Raw genomic sequence first — 16,305 nt, forward strand, 5'->3', positions numbered from 1 at the left:
CAGCCGTCTCGATACAGTTCCCGCAAGCGGGCAACCGAAAACCTCGGCTCGCTTCCAGACAGGCCGACACACAGAAGTGAGCCCATGGATCTTTTCGAGTACCAGGCGAAAGAGCTGTTCGCCAAGCACAACGTTCCGACGACTCCCGGCCGCGTGACCGACACCGCCGAGGGAGCCAAAGCCATCGCCGAAGAGATCGGGCACCCGGTCATGGTGAAGGCGCAGGTCAAGGTTGGTGGACGCGGCAAGGCCGGCGGCGTGAAATACGCCGCGACCGCTGACGACGCCTTCAACCACGCGAAGAACATCCTGGGCCTCGACATCAAGGGCCACGTCGTGAAGAAGTTGCTCGTCGCCGAGGCCAGCGACATCGCCGAGGAGTACTACATCTCCTTCCTGCTGGACCGCGCCAACCGCACCTACCTGGCCATGTGCTCGGTCGAGGGCGGCATGGAGATCGAGGAGGTCGCGGCCACCAAGCCCGAGCGCCTGGCGAAGGTGCCCGTCGACGCCGTCAAAGGGGTCGACGAGGCGTTCGCCCGCTCGATCGCCGAGCAGGGCCACCTGCCCGCCGAGGTGCTCGACGCCGCGGCGGTGACCATCGCCAAGCTGTGGGAGGTCTTCGTCGCCGAGGACGCCACCCTGGTCGAGGTCAACCCGTTGGTGCGCACACCCGACGACCAGATCCTGGCGTTGGACGGCAAGGTCACCCTCGACGGCAACGCCGACTTCCGTCAGCCCGCCCACGTCGAGTTCGAGGACCGTGACGCCACCGATCCGCTGGAGCTCAAGGCCAAGGAGCACGACCTCAACTACGTCAAGCTCGACGGGCAGGTCGGCATCATCGGCAACGGCGCGGGCCTGGTGATGTCGACGCTCGACGTCGTCGCCTACGCCGGCGAGAAGCACGGCGGCGTGAAGCCGGCCAATTTCCTCGACATCGGGGGCGGCGCCTCGGCCGAGGTGATGGCTGCGGGTCTGGACGTCGTGCTGGGTGACGAGCAGGTCAAGAGCGTGTTCGTCAACGTCTTCGGCGGCATCACCTCTTGTGACGCCGTCGCCACCGGCATCGTCAAGGCGCTGGAGATTCTCGGCGACGACGCCAACAAGCCGCTCGTCGTGCGTCTCGACGGCAACAACGTCGACGAAGGCCGCCGGATCCTCACCGAGGCCAACCACCCGCTGGTGACGCTGGTGCCCACGATGGACGAGGCCGCCGACAAGGCCGCCCAGCTGGCCAGCGCCTGAAAGGACTGAAGACCAATGGCTATCTTCCTGACCAAAGACAACAAGGTCGTCGTCCAGGGCATCACCGGATCCGAGGCCACCAAGCACACCGCCCGGATGCTCAAGGCCGGCACCCACGTCGTCGGCGGCGTCAACGCACGTAAGGCCGGCACCACCGTCGCCCACAAGAACGTCGACGACCAGCCGGTCGAGCTGCCGGTGTTCGGCAGTGTCGCCGAGGCCATCGAGAAGACCGGCGCCGACGTGTCGATCATCTTCGTGCCGCCGGTCTACGCCAAGGACGCGATCATCGAGGCGATCGACGCCGAGATCCCCCTGCTGGTGGTCATCACCGAGGGAATTCCAGTGCAGGACAGCGCCTATGCGTGGGCCTACAACGAGTCCAAGGGCAACAAGACCCGGATCATCGGCCCGAACTGCCCCGGCATCATCACGCCGGGTCAGGCGTTGGTCGGCATCACCCCGGCCAACATCTCCGGCTCAGGCCCGGTCGGGCTGGTGTCCAAGTCCGGCACGCTGACCTACCAGATGATGTACGAGCTGCGCGATTTCGGGTTCTCCACCTCGATCGGCATCGGCGGCGACCCGGTGATCGGCACCACGCACATCGATGCGATCGAGGCCTTCGAGAAGGACCCCGAGACCAAGGTGATCGTGATGATCGGCGAGATCGGCGGTGACGCCGAGGAGCGCGCAGCCGACTACATCAAGGCCAACGTCTCCAAGCCGGTCGTCGGCTACGTCGCGGGATTCACTGCGCCGGAAGGCAAGACGATGGGCCACGCGGGCGCCATCGTGTCCGGCTCGTCGGGCACCGCCGCGGCCAAGAAGGAAGCGCTCGAGGCCGCCGGGGTGAAGGTCGGCAAAACCCCGTCGGAGACCGCCGCGCTGGCTCGCGAGATCCTGAAAAGCCTGTAGGCGCCAGTTCGGGGTCGCTCTGAGGCGTCCCGAAATTGGAACACGTTACAGATTTCGGTTAGCCTGACGAATTAACACTTCTCAGGAGGCCTGTAATGGTTGACCGCACTCCCGTTGTCGTCGGCGTCGGCCAGTTCACCGAGCGTGTCGACGACCCCGGCTACCGGGGCATGTCCGCCGTCGACCTGGCCACCGAGGCGACCCGGGCCGCGCTCGCCGACACCGGCGCCGACGTGACAGCGGTGGCCGCGGCCATCGAGGTGTTCGCCGGGCTGCGACAGTTCGAGATCTGCACGCCGTTCAACACGCCGCCCTTCGGCGCGTCGGACAACTATGTGCGGTCGGTGGCGCAGCGGGTGGGCGCCGATCCGGCGCGAGCGGTGCTCGAGCCCATCGGGGGCAACGGTCCGCAGAAACTGATGACGGAGTTCGCCGGTGCGATCGCCGCGGGTGAACTCGAGGTCGCGCTGATCCTTGGGTCCGAGCCCGGTTCCACCGCCAAGTACTTCGCCGGACGTGACGACAAGCCCGACTTCACCGAGCACGTCGGCGGCCAGCTCGAGGACCGGGGCTACGGGTTCGAGCAGTACATGAGCGAGTACACCGCCAAGCACGGCCTGACTGGTGCCCCCGTGCAGTACGGACTGCTGGACAACGCGCGCCGCGGCCGGCTCGGGCTCTCCGTCGCCGACTATCGGCACGCGATGGCCGAGCTGTTCGCCCCGTTCTCGAAAGTCGCTGCCAAGAATCCGTTTTCGTCATCGCCGGTGGAACGGTCGGTTGACGAGATTGAAACCGTCACCGACGACAACCGGATGATCTGCGACCCGTATCCGCGGCTGCTGGTGGCCCGCGACACCGTCAACCAAGGGGCGGCCGCGCTGGTGATGTCGGTGGCGGCGGCGCGTCGGCTCGGGGTGCCCGAGGACAAGTGGGTGTATCTGCGCGGACACGCCGACCAGACCGAGCAAGACCTGCTGGACCGTGTCGATGTCAGCGTCAGTTACTCGGCCGAACAGGCTGTGGCAGAAGCACTTCGGGGCGCCGGCATCGGTATCGACGACGTGGCGACGCTGGACCTGTACAGCTGCTTCCCGTTCCCGGTCTTCGCGGTGTGCGACGAGTTCGGCCTGTCCGCCGACGACCCGCGTGGTCTGACGCTCACCGGCGGCCTGCCGTATTTCGGCGGTCCCGGCAACAGCTATTCGCTGCACGGCATCGCCGAGACCGTGGCCGCCGCGCGCGACCAGCCGGGCTCGTTCGGGCTCGTCGGCGCCAACGGCGGCGTGATGAGCAAGTATTCGGTCGGCGTGTATTCCACCGAACCCGGCGAATGGGCGGTCGACCGCAGCAAGGCCCTGCAGCAGGAGATCGCCGCGCTGCCCACGGTGCCGGTCACTCGAAACCCCAACGGGCCGGGCACCATTGAGACCTACTCCGTGCGCTACGACTGGCCGACGACCACCGGTGTCATCATTGGCCGGCTCGACGGCGACGGTTCTCGGTTCATGGCGCTCACCGAAGACGAGGGTCTGGTGTCGCTGATGACCGACGGCGATCCGCTGGGCGCCGCGATCACGGTGAAGTCGACCGACGAGGGCATCAACCAGGCGTCGCTCGCATAACAGCTCAGAACAGCGTCGTCTTGTCCGGTGCCAGGATGAAACCGTGCTCGCCGACATGGCACGCCACGACCGAATCCTGGGTCACCAGACACAGGGTGTCGGCCGAGTCGACGACGTAGTGCTGCTGCGGCAACTCTTTTCTCCCGGCGCGGGCACGTGAGCTCCTGGGGCGTTCGCGCTTCGACGTCAGCTTGATCGTCGTCTGGCCGAACCGTTTCGCCGTGACGGTCCAGGTGCCGGGCCCCTTGTCGGGCCGCGGGCCCGTGCAGTGAACACGCGCGGATTCCCACTTCGGGAATGAGCCCATCCCGCAGGCGAACCCGTTGGGCGTGGCGAAGTTGAAGCCGTACTCCCGGTTACCGCTACGACGGTAGAACGTCTTGGCGGCGATCTCGGTCAATCCGGCCGTCGCGGGGAAGCCGGCAACCGGCAGCGAGGAGCGCGCCGCGCCGGTGCCGCCGACCACGTGGGTGCATCCGGTGAGCACCGCGGCCGCGAGTATCACGCTCAGGCGACCGGCTCTCACGACAGGTTCCGTTCGGTCACATCATTCAGACTAAGGCCGAGGCTCACCGGTGCAGTGCGGCAACCAAACCCTCGCAGTCCTCGACGGTCACGTTGAGCGCCGAGTGATCCCGCAGACCTACGACGCGGCGGATCCGCGGCTCGAAGTGGATGCAGACGCCCTGGGCGGCGTTGGTGCCGAAGGTCAGGCCGTCGTCGGCCAGCGACAGCCGCGCGCCGACGGCCGTCCACCATCGGTATGGGCCGGTGATATGTGCATCCTGAATCTGAGACAGCGGCGCCTCCACCCGGAATGGCCCGAAGCGGACAACCAGCCGTCCGTCGTCGGTCACCGTGACGCCTTGGGTGCTCGGCCACAACCGGAACGCCAGCCACAGCGGAGCCAGCCGCGACTCGTAGCGGAACGGGAAGTGCCGGCCCTGCTCGTCGTGGGCTGTCACCGTGCGCCTCCCGGGGTCGAAGCGGCTAGACCGCTGCGGCCAGTTTGCCCGCCAGCCGCTCGACGTATGCCGCCACCTCATCCTCGGACTTGTCGGGCAGGCCGAACAACACTTCGGTGACGCCGATGTCGGCCCAGTGCGCCAACTTCTCCGGCACCGGCTTGAAGTCCAGCGCGACGATCTGCGGCGCACCGTCACGACCGGCGGCAGCCCAGGTGTCCTGCAGCAGCTTCACCGGCTGGTCGATGTCGAAGTCACGCGGGGTGGTGATCCAGCCGTCGGCGCTTCGGGCGATCCACTTGAAGTTCTTCTCGTTGCCCGCCGCGCCGACCAGCACCGGGACGTGTGACTGCACCGGCTTGGGCCAAGCCCAGCTGGGCCCGAAGTTGACGAACTCGCCCTGGTAGGAGGCCTCTTCCTCGGTCCACAGCGCCCGCATTGCCTCGATGTATTCACGCAACATCGTGCGTCGACGGGCCGGGGGCACCCCGTGGTCGGCGAGTTCGTCGGTGTTCCAGCCGAACCCGACGCCCAGGCTGACCCGCCCGCCGGACAGGTGGTCCAGTGTCGCGATCGACTTGGCCAACGTGATCGGGTCATGCTCGACCGGCAACGCCACCGCGGTGGACAGCCGTACCCGCGAGGTGACCGCGCAGGCCGCGCCGAGGCTCACCCACGGATCCAGCGTGCGCATGTAGCGGTCGTCGGGTAGCGACTCGTCGCCGGTGGTCGGATGCGCCGCCTGCCGCTTGACCGGAATGTGGGTGTGCTCGGGTACGTAAAAGGTCTGAAACCCGTGGTTATCGGCAAGAGTTGCGGCCGCCGCCGGAGAGATACCGCGATCGCTGGTGAACAGCACTAGCCCGTAGTCCATGGATGAATTAGAACGTGTTCCAATCTTGCGGGCAACCACCGGGGGTGTGCTGGGCGGGCAAAGTGTGTGCCGACGCGGCGCCCGCGGTGCGCTAGCGTGGATCACCGGCTCGTCGCAAAGTCCGCGCACCTCCTCGCCACGGCGTTGATCCGGCGATTACCGGTAGCCTCGCGAGGAGCGGCGCGCGGGAGTACGGAGCGCCGCACGACAATGGCGCCGCAAACGCATCGGAAGGCACAGGAGAAGCCATGACCTACCCGCCCGGCAACCCCGGATATCCGCCCGCGCAGTCGCCCGGTTCCTACGGGGCTCCCGCCGCATCGTCGTTCGGGAAGTCCGAGGGCGCCGAGAACAACCTCAAGCACTACCTGACCATCGCGGTCGCGGTTCTCGGCGTGCTGGCATACCTGGCGAGCTACTTCCCGATGGTCTCGCGGGTACTGCCCAACGGCGACGAGCTGGTCGAAAAGGGCAGCACGCTGCCCGTCGGCCTGGTGTTCCTGGCGGGTCTGCTCGCCGGTGTGAGCCTGCTGCCCAAGGCCAAGAACTACCTCGCAACGGTGACGGCGGTGTCCGTGCTGGGCGCGCTGTTGCTGCTGCAGGACACCATCAATGCGTCCGATCGCGGTGCGGGGCTGTGGTTCGCGGTGACGGCCGGTGTCGTGCAGGCGGGGGTCGCCGTGACTGCACTCCTGTTGGACGCCGGCGTGATCACCCCGCCGGCTCCGCGCCCCAAGTACGACCAGTACTACGGGCAGTACGGCGGTTACTACGGCCAGCAGCAGGCGCCCTACCAGCAGTCCGGTTACGGCACGCAGTACGGCGGCTACCCGTCCGGTCCGAACACCGGTGGCTTCCCGGCGCAATCGGGCCCTCAGCCGAGCTCGGCGCAGTCTCAGCAGCACGGATCGCCTACTCCGCCAACGGGATTCCCCAGCTTCAGCCCGCCGCCGTCATCCGGCTCCGGTTCGCCGCAGCAGGGCGGGGCCGGTGACCAGGGCGGTTCCGGGCACGGGCAGCAATCCTTCGGCTCCGGCCAGCAGCCTCAGTCGCCGTCGGGTCCGCCACAGTCCTGACGGCGCGGTCGCCGAACGTCACAGCCTGAGGCGAAGCCGGGCGCGGCGGGTCGCCGAACGTCAGCTTCAGTAGGTAACGTCCTCAGACCGTGACGCCGGACAGTCGAGCCCCGGGCGCCCATCAGGCGCGCGACCTGTTGCGGGTTGCGTTCGGGCCTGCGGCGGTGGCGCTGCTCGTCATCGCAGCGGTGACTCTGCTGCAGCTGGTGATTGCGAACAGCGAGCTGACCGGTGCGCTGGGTGCGATCGCCAGCATGTGGCTCGGCGTCCATCAGGTGCCGATCTCGATCGGCGGCCGCGAGCTGGGCGTGATGCCGCTGCTGCCGGTGCTGCTGATGGTGTGGGGAACCGCGCGCACCACCGCGCACGCCACCACGACGACGGCATCGTGGTTCGTCATCCGGTGGATTGTCGCGTCGGCCCTGGGTGGGCCGCTTCTGGTGGCCGCCCTCGCGCTTGCCGTCATCCACGACGCGGCATCGGTGCTCACCGAACTGCAGACCCCGAGCGCGTCGCGGGCGTTTCTGAGCGTGCTGGTCGTGCACCTGATCGGTGCGCTCATCGGGGTGGGATCGCGGGTCGGCCGTCGTGTGCTGCTGGCTTCGCCGCTGCCTGATTGGCTGGGCGATGCACTGCGCGCCGGGGTGGCCGGCGTGCTGGCACTGCTCGGGCTGTCGGGGATGGTGGCGGCCTGCTCGCTGGTCGTGCACTGGGCGACCATGCAGGAGCTGTACGGCATCACCGCATCGATCTTCGGCCAGTTCAGCCTGACCCTGCTGTCGGTGCTCTACGTGCCCAACGTCATCGTGGCGACGGCCGCGATGGCGGTCGGGTCCAGCGCTCACCTGGGCTTTGCGACGTTCAGCTCGTTCACCGTCTTCGGTGGCGACATCCCGGCGCTGCCGGTGCTGGCCGCGGCCCCGCACCCGCCGCTGGGTCCGATCTGGGTGGCGCTGCTCATCGTCGGGGCATCGTCGGGTGTCGCGCTGGGGCAGCAGTGTGCGCGACGACCGTTGCCGCTGTCCGACGCGATGGCGAAGGTGGGCACCGCGGCGCTGATCGCGTCGCTCATCGTGGCTCTGCTGGGGTACGCCGGCAGCGGTCAGCTGGGAAACTTCGGTGGCGTCGGAATCGACCAGAGCACCTTTGGTTTCGCGATCTTCCTGTGGTTCACCGCAATCGGGACACTCACGGTCGTGATGGCCGGCGGCATCAGGCGCCGCCCGCGTGCCCCCAAGCCGGTGCGCGTGGCGGAGCCGACGGCCGAGCCGCCGGTGTTCGACGTGGGTTTCGAGGACGACGACGCCGGGGAGCCCGGCACCTCGAGCATCGATCTGCCGCCGGACGAGGATGCGCCCGCATCGTCGCCGGATGTGCTTGATGGTCCGGCTTCTCCTCGGGCCGGCGACCGGCCCGCATCGTCGCCGGACGTGCTTGATGGTCCGGCTTCTCCTCGGGCCGGCGACCGGCCCGCATCGTCGCCGGACGGTGACCGCTAGGCTCTGACCTGTGCAGCAATCGTTCCGTGTGCCTCCCAGCGCACCGGCACGATTGGTGGTGCTGGCATCGGGGACCGGATCGCTGTTGGCCTCGTTGCTGGACGCCGCCGTCGATGACTACCCGGCTCGCGTGGTCGCCGTCGGAGTGGACCGCGAATGCGCAGCCGTCGACATCGCCACTGCGGCCGCGCTGCCGTCATTTCAGGTGCGGCTGGCCGACCACCCGGATCGCGACGCATGGGACACCGCGCTCGCCGACGCCACCGCCGAGCATTCGCCAGACCTCGTCGTCTCGGCCGGTTTCATGAAAATTCTTGGTCCGCACTTCCTTTCGAAGTTCGAGGGCCGCACGCTCAACACCCACCCCGCGCTGTTGCCAGCCTTTCCCGGCGCGCACGGGGTGGCCGATGCGCTGGCCCACGGTGTCAAGGTGACCGGTTGCACGGTGCATCTGGTCGACGCCGGTACCGACACCGGACCCATACTTGCCCAGCAGGCAGTGCCGGTGCTCGACGACGACACCGAAGAAACCCTGCACGAACGCATCAAGGTCACCGAACGGCGATTGTTGGTGGACGTGATAGCCGCGGTGGCGACCGGCGGCGTGAACTGGACCGGACGAAAGGCGACCATCGGATGAGCAGCCCTAACGACGAGAAGCGGCCGATCCGCCGCGCGTTGATCAGCGTGTACGACAAGACCGGCCTGGTCGAGCTCGCCAAGGGGCTCGCCGAGGCCGGCGTCGAGATTGTCTCAACTGGCTCTACCGCGAAAACCATTGCTGACAAAGGCATTCCGGTTACCCCGGTGGAGGAGCTGACAGGTTTCCCCGAGGTGCTCGACGGCCGGGTCAAGACCCTGCACCCGCGGGTGCACGCCGGCCTGCTGGCCGATCTGCGCAAGCCGGAACACGTTGCGGCCTTGGAGGAGCTCGGCATCGCGGGATTCGAGTTGGTGGTGGTCAACCTGTATCCCTTCAGTGCGACCGTCGAATCCGGTGCCGGCGTCGACGAATGCGTCGAGCAGATCGACATCGGCGGACCCTCCATGGTGCGTGCGTCGGCCAAGAACCACCCCAGCGTCGCGGTGGTGACCGACCGCCTCGGTTATGACGGCGTGCTTGCCGCGGTGCGCAGCGGCGGCTTCACCCTCGCCGAGCGAAAGAAGCTGGCGTCGTTGGCGTTTCGGCACACCGCCGAGTACGACGTCGCGGTGGCCGGCTGGATGGAGTCGACGCTGGCGCCCGAGGAGCCTGCCGCGGCATTCCCTGCATGGATCGCAAGCACTTGGCGGCGTTCTACGCAGCTGCGCTACGGCGAGAACCCGCACCAGCAGGCTGCCCTCTACGTCGACGACGCCGGCTGGCCCGGGTTGGCTCAGGCCGACCAGTTGCACGGAAAAGAGATGTCCTACAACAACTTCACCGACGCCGATGCTGCCTGGCGGGCGGCCTTCGACCACGAACAGACCTGCGTGGCGATCATCAAGCACGCCAACCCGTGTGGCATCGCCGTCTCGTCGGAGTCGGTCGCCGACGCACACCGCAAGGCCCATGAGTGCGACCCACTCAGCGCATTCGGTGGCGTGATCGCGTCCAACACCGAGGTCAGCGTCGAGATGGCCGAGTACGTCAGCACGATCTTCACCGAGGTGATCGTGGCACCGGCCTACGCACCGGGTGCCGTCGAGGTTTTGGCGCGCAAGAAGAACGTCCGGGTGCTGGTCGCTTCCGAACCCATGGACGATGATATGGAACGTCGCCAGATCAGCGGCGGACTACTCGTGCAGCAACGCGACAAGATCGACGCCGACGGCGACGACCCGAACAACTGGACGCTGGCCACCGGCGATCCCGCAGACCCCGCCACGCTGGCGGACCTGGTATTCGCCTGGCGCACCTGCCGGGCGGTGAAATCCAACGCGATCGTCATCGCCGGAGGCGGCGCCACCATCGGTATCGGGATGGGTCAGGTCAACCGGGTCGACGCGGCGCGGTTGGCGGTCGAGCGGGGCGGGGACCGGGTCAGCGGCGCCGTCGCGGCGTCGGACGCCTTCTTCCCGTTCCCCGACGGTCTCGAGACGCTGACCGCCGCGGGTGTGAAGGCGGTTGTGCACCCGGGCGGCTCGGTGCGCGACGACGAGGTGACGGCGGCGGCCGAAAAGGCCGGTGTGACACTGTATCTGACCGGTGCGCGGCACTTCGCGCACTAGCCGTCGTGAGAAGCTAGGCGCTGATCTCGTCCTGCACGGTGGTCGCGTAGCGGATGAAGGCCGCGACTTCGTCGATCGCGCGGCGAGCGTCGGGGTTGACGTCGAAGCTGAGCTGGAACATGTGCATGGCCTTGTGCCACTGCTGAACCCAGACCTCGACGTTCTGCGCGCGTAACCGATCACCGAACACGATGGTGTCGTTGAGCAGCATCTCGTGCGTGCCCACTTGCAGCAGAAACGGGCCCAGTCCGTGCAGGTCGGCCTCCGGCGGCATCAGCGGCGGTGGCCTGGTGCCGTTCACGGTGGCGAACACGTCGTAGATGAACTTGACCGTCATGAACGGGAACATCACGTCGCGGTGTTCCTTGAGCGCCCGGTACTTCAGGTGCATGTCCGCCGAGGTCAACGGTGACATCAGCGCCTGACCCGCCGGCACCGGCAGCCCGGCATCGCGTGCGGCCAGCGCGACGTCGGCAGCCATCAACCCGCCCGCCGAGTCGCCGGCCAACACGATTCGTTCCGGCGCGAATCCCTGAGCCAGCGCGAAGCGGTAGCCGTCCAGCCCGTCGGCCACGGCCTCTTCGATGCTGGCCTGCGGCGCCAACCGGTACCCGACGTTGAGCACTTTGGCGCCGGTGGCGGCCGACAGCCGGCTGACGAAGCGCCGGTGCGAGTTGAGCCCGAGGGTCACCAGGGCCGAGCCGTGGAAGTAGACGATCAGCGACGACGACTCCTGCGCCTCCGGCGCGATCACCCATTCGGCCGGACAGTGCGGCAGGTCGACCCGCGCCACCTCGGTGCCGGGCAGTGGACGGATCACCCCGAGCGGCCCGTCGATGCCGTCGAGCCGCACCTTCTGCAAGGTGTCGGGGCTGAACCGGTTGACGACCATGCCGATCAGAGTCAGCGCACCCAACACCGGCCGGACGAAGATGGCGGTCAGCAGAGCCAGCACGCTGGACTGCCACGACGCCGGGCCGAAGTGCGCGGTCGCGGGCCGGTCACGCCATTCGAGGGAATTCACGGTAGGGAGACTATCGGGTGGCTGCGCCTTGGCCACTGTGAGTTTCACGGCCATCCCTTCGCACAGTTGCGTGGGCCACTGAATGGCGTGCAGCTGAACGCCAGTCGACCGATCGAGCTGACCACGCTGCTGTGCTGGGGAGCCGGTCGAGAGCCTCTTTCGCACAAGATCAGACCCGCCTAGAGTCCGAAACAGGACCCGTCTACCGGGGCGGGTCCGGTGCGAATCGATCAGTATTCGAGAGGAAATAATGCGCGCGGTAACACGAAGAACAGCGTCGTTCTCAGTCGCAATTGCAGCCTTCGCTCTACTCGGAGCGGGATGTCACTCGTCGGAGAACTCGAAGAGTTCGGTGAGTTCGGCGTCCTCCGCGGTGTCGTCCGCGGCGTCGTCGGCATCCTCCGCGGTCGCCGGGCCGTCGTCGAGCGCATCGGCGGCAGCGCCGAGCCCGACCCAGATCGCCGGCAAGAACGGCACCCTGTACACCGTCGAGGGACCGATCCTGGCCAAGTGGGAGACCCTCAACGACGAACAGAAGAAGGACCTGGGCGCGCCCTACGACAACCAGAAGAACACCCTCGACAACAGCGGTGTCTACCAGCAGTACGACGGCGGCGTTCTGATCTACAAGAACGGCGGCCCGGTCTACTTCGTGTGGGGCAAGATCCGCGACGCGTGGAACGACGTCCAGGCCTCGCAGGGCAAGTTGGGCTACCCGACCGCCGACGAGGTCAAGGAGCCGGACGGCAGTTACAAGTCGACCTTCGAGCACGGCACGATCACGTGGAAAGAGGGCGACGAAAAGGCGACGGTGACCACCAGCTAGTCACCCGCGTCTGCACCGCGGAAGGCCGGGCAATCGCCGTGATTGCCCGGCCTTTCCATTTGTCAGTAGCTTGGAGTGGTGACCGCTGCGAATAATCTGCCCCGCACCGTCGGCGAACTGCGCGCCGCCGGGCACCGCGATCGGGGCGTCAAGCAAGAACTCCGGGAAAACCTGCTGGCCGCACTGTCTTCTGGGCCGGACGCTCCAGACATCTGGCCCGGCATCCTCGGCTTCGAGGACACCGTGTTGCCGCAACTCGAGCGGGCGTTGATCGCCGGCCACGACTTCGTCCTGCTGGGCGAACGCGGCCAGGGTAAGACCCGGCTTTTGCGCGCCCTGATCGGGTTGCTCGACGAGTGGACGCCGGTGATCGCCGGGGCCGAACTCGGCGAGCACCCTTACAGCCCGATCACCCCGGAGTCGATCCGCAAGGCCGCCACTCTCGGTGACGACCTGCCGATCGAGTGGCGACACCGCAGCGAGCGTTACACCGAGAAGCTCGCCACCCCGGATACCAGCGTCGCCGACCTGGTCGGTGACATCGACCCGATCAAGGTCGCCGAGGGTCGCAGCCTCGGGGACCCCGAGACCATCGCCTACGGCCTGATCCCGCGGGCGCACCGCGGCATCGTCGCCGTCAACGAGTTGCCCGACCTGGCCGAGCGCATCCAGGTGTCGATGCTCAACGTGATGGAGGAGCGCGACATCCAGGTGCGTGGCTACACCTTGCGGCTGCCGCTCGACGTGCTCGTCGTCGCCAGCGCCAACCCCGAGGACTACACCAACCGTGGTCGCATCATCACGCCGCTGAAGGACCGGTTCGGCGCCGAGATCCGCACGCACTACCCGCTGGAACTCGACGCCGAAGTCGCCGTCATCACCCAGGAGGCGCACCTGAGCGCTCAGGTGCCCGAATACCTGACCCAGGTGATCGCCCGGTTCGCCCGCTATCTGCGGGACTCCAGCTCGGTCGATCAGCGATCGGGTGTGTCGGCGCGGTTCGCCATCGCGGCGGCCGAGACAGTCGCAGCCTCCGCGCGGCACCGCGGTGCCATCCTCGGCGAGACCGACCCGGTGGCCCGGGTGGTCGATCTGGGCACGGTGATCGACGTGCTGCGCGGCAAGCTGGAATTCGAGTCCGGCGAGGAAGGACGCGAGCAGGCGGTGCTCGAGCACCTGCTGCGTCGCGCCACCGCCGACACCGCGTCTCGCGCGCTCGGCGGCATCGACGTCGGCGCACTGGTCGCTGCCGTCGAGGGCGGGTCGGCGGTGACCACCGGTGAGCGGGTGGCGGCCAAGGACGTGCTGGCGGCGCTGCCGGACTTGCCGGTCATCGAAGCGATCGCCGATCGGCTGGGCGCCAAGTCCGAGGGCGAGCGTGCCGCGGCGCTCGAATTGGCTTTGGAGGCACTCTATTTGGCCAAGCGCATCGATAAGGCATCCGGAGAAGGCGAGACCGTCTATGGGTAGAGGCCACTCGTCGCGGTACACGGCCTACAGCGGCGGCCCGGATCCGCTGGCGCCGCCGGTGGATCTGCGTGAGGCGCTCGAGCAGATCGGCCAGGACGTCATGGCGGGCACTTCGCCGCGACGGGCGCTGTCAGAATTGCTGCGCCGCGGCACAAAGAACGTGACCGGCGCCGACCGGCTGGCCGCCGAGGCCAACCGCCGACGTCGGGAGTTGTTGCGCGAGAACAACTTGGACGGCACTCTGCAAGAGATCAAGAAGCTGCTCGATGAGGCCGTACTGGCCGAGCGCAAGGAGCTCGCCCGCGCGCTGGACGACGACGCGCGCTTCGGCGAACTGCAACTCGAGTCGCTGTCGCCGTCGCCCGCCAAGGCCGTGCGGGAGCTCTCGGAGTACGGCTGGCGCAGCGACGAGGCCCGGCAGAAGTACGACCAGATCAAGGATCTGCTCGGCCGCGAAATGCTCGACCAGCGGTTCGCTGGCATGAAGGAGGCGCTGTCCGGTGCCACCGACGAGGACCGTCAACGCGTCACCGACATGGTCAACGACCTCAACGAGCTGCTGGACAAGCATGCGCAAGGCCAGGATTCGCCGCAGGACTTCCAAGACTTCATGGACAAGCACGGCGAGTTCTTCCCGGAGAACCCACAGAACGTCGAGGAGCTGCTCGACTCGCTGGCCAAACGGGCCGCCGCCGCGCAGCGCTTCCGCAACAGCCTGAGCCCCGACCAGCGTGCCGAGCTGGATGCGTTGGCGCAGCAGGCATTCGGCTCGCCGGCGTTGATGCAGGCGCTGGACCAGCTCGACGGCCACCTGCAGGCGGCCCGGCCCGGTGAAGACTGGGACGGCTCGTCGGAATTCAGCGGCGACAACCCACTGGGCATGGGTGAAGGCGCGCAGGCACTTTCCGACATCGCCGAGTTGGAACAACTGGCCGAGCAGCTGTCCCAGAGCTATCCGGGCGCGACGATGGACGACGTCGACCTCGACGCGTTGGCGCGCCAACTCGGTGACCAAGCGGCCATCGATGCGAAGACGCTGTCCGATCTCGAGCGGGCACTGGTCAATCAGGGTTTTCTCGACCGCAGTTCCGACGGTCAGTGGCGACTGTCTCCCAAGGCCATGCGGCGCCTCGGCGAAACGGCGTTACGTGATGTGGCGCAACAGCTTTCGAGCCGCCACGGCGAGCGCGAATTGCGGCGGGCCGGCGCTGCGGGGGAGTTGACCGGCGCCACCCGGCCCTGGCAGTTCGGCGACACCGAGCCGTGGAATGTCACCCGCACGCTGACCAACGCCGTGCTCCGGCAGGCCGGAACTCGGTCGGCCTCCGCCGGTGCTCTGTCGATCACGGTCGACGATGTCGAGGTGTCGGAAACAGAGACCCGAACCCAGGCCGCCGTCGCGCTGCTCGTGGACACCTCGTTCTCGATGGTGATGGAGAACCGCTGGCTGCCGATGAAGCAGACCGCGCTGGCTCTGGACCATCTGGTGCGCACCCGGTTTCGTTCGGATGCGTTGCAGATCATCGCGTTCGGCCGCTACGCGCGAACGATGACCAGCGCAGAGCTGATGGGCCTGGAGGGCGTCTATGAGCAGGGCACCAATCTGCATCATGCGCTCGCGCTGGCCGGCCGGCACCTGCGCCGGCACCCCAATGCGCAGCCGGTGCTGCTGGTCGTCACCGACGGCGAACCGACCGCACACCTCGAGGACTACGGCGACGGGCAAGGATCGTCGGTGTTTTTCGACTACCCGCCGCATCCCCGCACCATCGCCAACACCGTGCGCGGTTTCGACGAGATGGCCCGGTTGGGTGCGCAGGTGACGATCTTCCGGCTGGGTAACGATCCCGGACTGGCCCGCTTCATCGATCAGGTGGCGCGCCGGGTCGAGGGCCGGGTGGTCGATCCCGATCTCGACGGCCTGGGCGCCGCGGTGGTGGGGGACTACCTGCGGTCCCGCCGTCGCTAGCTCTGGGTTTTGCGGTTCTTCCGGCGGACGCCGACCCCGCCCCACAGCGAGAAGCCGTGGATCCGCACCGTCGGCGCACCGGGGGTGCCTTCGCCGTCGACATCGTGGTCGAAGCCGCCCATCACACCGTGGCCCTTGATCTCGACGTTGACTTCGGGCGGCAGCAGAATGGTCTGCCCGCCCATGATCGAGGTGGCATGGATCTCGACGTCGGTGGAGGTGAAGTCGGCGTAACGCAGGTCGATCACGCCGCCGCCCCACAACGCGAACGTCGTCAGCTTCTTGGGCACGTTCCACCGGCCGCGCCGCTCGAACGCGCTCATGATGGCCAGCAGCAGCATCGACGGCGCGGGCTTGGTGACGCCGCCGCGCTTGGAGTTCACCGACGAGCCGAGTAGGTCCGATCGGAGCAGGTCGAGCTCCTCGTAGGTCTGCGCGGCGTAGGCCTTGGTGAGCCGGTCTTCGTAGTCGCTCATCTGGAGCCGGCCCTGCGCGGCAGCGTCGGTGAGTAGCTGGGCCACTTGAATACGATCGGTCTCGGCAGCACGCGTCACTGCGTCCTGCCCGCGCGCCCCTCGTTGCGCTGACTTACTCATTGTT

General features: G+C 67.6%; 15 protein-coding genes. 10 read left to right on the plus strand and 5 right to left on the minus strand.

Going from position 1 to position 16,305, the window contains the following annotated elements:
* Positions 1-84 precede the first annotated feature (84 nt).
* From sucC to CYU59_RS05575, 3 genes are all read left to right on the plus strand, one after another.
* Positions 85-1,248 (plus strand): ADP-forming succinate--CoA ligase subunit beta, encoded by a 1,164-nt coding sequence (gene sucC / locus CYU59_RS05565; protein ID WP_292976766.1) that lies wholly within the window; start codon positions 85-87, stop codon positions 1,246-1,248.
* A gap of 15 nt (positions 1,249-1,263) precedes the next feature.
* On the plus strand, positions 1,264-2,166 hold the full coding sequence (gene sucD / locus CYU59_RS05570) for a succinate--CoA ligase subunit alpha (RefSeq protein WP_292976768.1): 903 nt from the start codon (positions 1,264-1,266) through the stop codon (positions 2,164-2,166).
* A 95-nt stretch (positions 2,167-2,261) separates the two neighbouring features.
* Positions 2,262-3,791, plus strand: a complete 1,530-nt coding sequence (locus tag CYU59_RS05575; RefSeq protein WP_292976770.1) for an acetyl-CoA acetyltransferase — start codon at positions 2,262-2,264, stop codon at positions 3,789-3,791.
* 4 nt (positions 3,792-3,795) lie between these two features.
* On the opposite strand, the gene CYU59_RS05580 is transcribed toward CYU59_RS05575, so the two are convergent.
* The 3 genes from CYU59_RS05580 to CYU59_RS05590 are packed head-to-tail and all read right to left on the minus strand — an operon-like array spanning position 3,796 to position 5,630.
* Positions 3,796-4,317, minus strand: coding sequence for a hypothetical protein (locus CYU59_RS05580; RefSeq protein WP_292976772.1), 522 nt, complete (start codon positions 4,315-4,317; stop codon positions 3,796-3,798).
* Between the two features lie 43 nt (positions 4,318-4,360).
* The gene (locus CYU59_RS05585; protein WP_292976774.1) at positions 4,361-4,756 is read right to left on the minus strand and encodes a hypothetical protein; all 396 of its coding nucleotides are present in this window, start codon (positions 4,754-4,756) and stop codon (positions 4,361-4,363) included.
* A gap of 25 nt (positions 4,757-4,781) precedes the next feature.
* On the minus strand, positions 4,782-5,630 hold the full coding sequence (locus CYU59_RS05590) for an LLM class F420-dependent oxidoreductase (RefSeq protein WP_292976776.1): 849 nt from the start codon (positions 5,628-5,630) through the stop codon (positions 4,782-4,784).
* A gap of 248 nt (positions 5,631-5,878) precedes the next feature.
* On the opposite strand from CYU59_RS05590, the gene CYU59_RS05595 reads away from it, so the two are divergent.
* The 4 genes from CYU59_RS05595 (at position 5,879) to purH (ending at position 10,416) form a co-directional block, all read left to right on the plus strand.
* On the plus strand, positions 5,879-6,706 hold the full coding sequence (locus CYU59_RS05595) for a DUF5336 domain-containing protein (RefSeq protein WP_292976778.1): 828 nt from the start codon (positions 5,879-5,881) through the stop codon (positions 6,704-6,706).
* Between the two features lie 89 nt (positions 6,707-6,795).
* Complete coding sequence (locus CYU59_RS05600) at positions 6,796-8,205, plus strand: DUF6350 family protein (RefSeq protein WP_292976780.1); 1,410 nt, start codon at positions 6,796-6,798, stop codon at positions 8,203-8,205.
* 10 nt (positions 8,206-8,215) lie between these two features.
* On the plus strand, positions 8,216-8,845 hold the full coding sequence (gene purN, locus CYU59_RS05605; RefSeq protein WP_292976782.1) for a phosphoribosylglycinamide formyltransferase: 630 nt from the start codon (positions 8,216-8,218) through the stop codon (positions 8,843-8,845).
* On the plus strand, positions 8,842-10,416 hold the full coding sequence (gene purH / locus CYU59_RS05610; RefSeq protein ID WP_292976784.1) for a bifunctional phosphoribosylaminoimidazolecarboxamide formyltransferase/IMP cyclohydrolase: 1,575 nt from the start codon (positions 8,842-8,844) through the stop codon (positions 10,414-10,416). The genes purN and purH overlap by 4 nt, the downstream gene beginning before the upstream one ends.
* Before the next feature lie 13 nt (positions 10,417-10,429).
* Here the strand turns inward: purH and CYU59_RS05615 are convergent, their stop codons facing one another.
* Positions 10,430-11,440, minus strand: a complete 1,011-nt coding sequence (locus CYU59_RS05615; protein ID WP_292976786.1) for an alpha/beta hydrolase — start codon at positions 11,438-11,440, stop codon at positions 10,430-10,432.
* Between the two features lie 352 nt (positions 11,441-11,792).
* Here CYU59_RS05615 and CYU59_RS05620 point away from each other — a divergent pair, with 352 nt between their 5' ends.
* The 3 genes from CYU59_RS05620 (at position 11,793) to CYU59_RS05630 (ending at position 15,705) form a co-directional block, all read left to right on the plus strand.
* The gene (locus CYU59_RS05620; protein ID WP_292976788.1) at positions 11,793-12,266 is read left to right on the plus strand and encodes a hypothetical protein; all 474 of its coding nucleotides are present in this window, start codon (positions 11,793-11,795) and stop codon (positions 12,264-12,266) included.
* A gap of 75 nt (positions 12,267-12,341) precedes the next feature.
* Positions 12,342-13,736 carry a sigma 54-interacting transcriptional regulator gene (locus CYU59_RS05625; RefSeq protein ID WP_292976790.1) on the plus strand — a complete coding sequence of 465 codons (1,395 nt, stop codon included), beginning with the start codon at positions 12,342-12,344 and terminating at the stop codon, positions 13,734-13,736.
* Positions 13,729-15,705, plus strand: a complete 1,977-nt coding sequence (locus CYU59_RS05630; RefSeq protein ID WP_292976792.1) for a VWA domain-containing protein — start codon at positions 13,729-13,731, stop codon at positions 15,703-15,705. The genes CYU59_RS05625 and CYU59_RS05630 overlap by 8 nt, the downstream gene beginning before the upstream one ends.
* Here the strand turns inward: CYU59_RS05630 and CYU59_RS05635 are convergent.
* Positions 15,702-16,301 carry a DUF1707 domain-containing protein gene (locus CYU59_RS05635; RefSeq protein WP_292976794.1) on the minus strand — a complete coding sequence of 200 codons (600 nt, stop codon included), beginning with the start codon at positions 16,299-16,301 and terminating at the stop codon, positions 15,702-15,704. The genes CYU59_RS05630 and CYU59_RS05635 overlap by 4 nt on opposite strands.
* Positions 16,302-16,305 lie beyond the last annotated feature (4 nt).

It is taken from the genome of Mycobacterium sp., from assembly GCF_002863225.1.
GTDB lineage: Bacteria > Actinomycetota > Actinomycetes > Mycobacteriales > Mycobacteriaceae > Mycobacterium.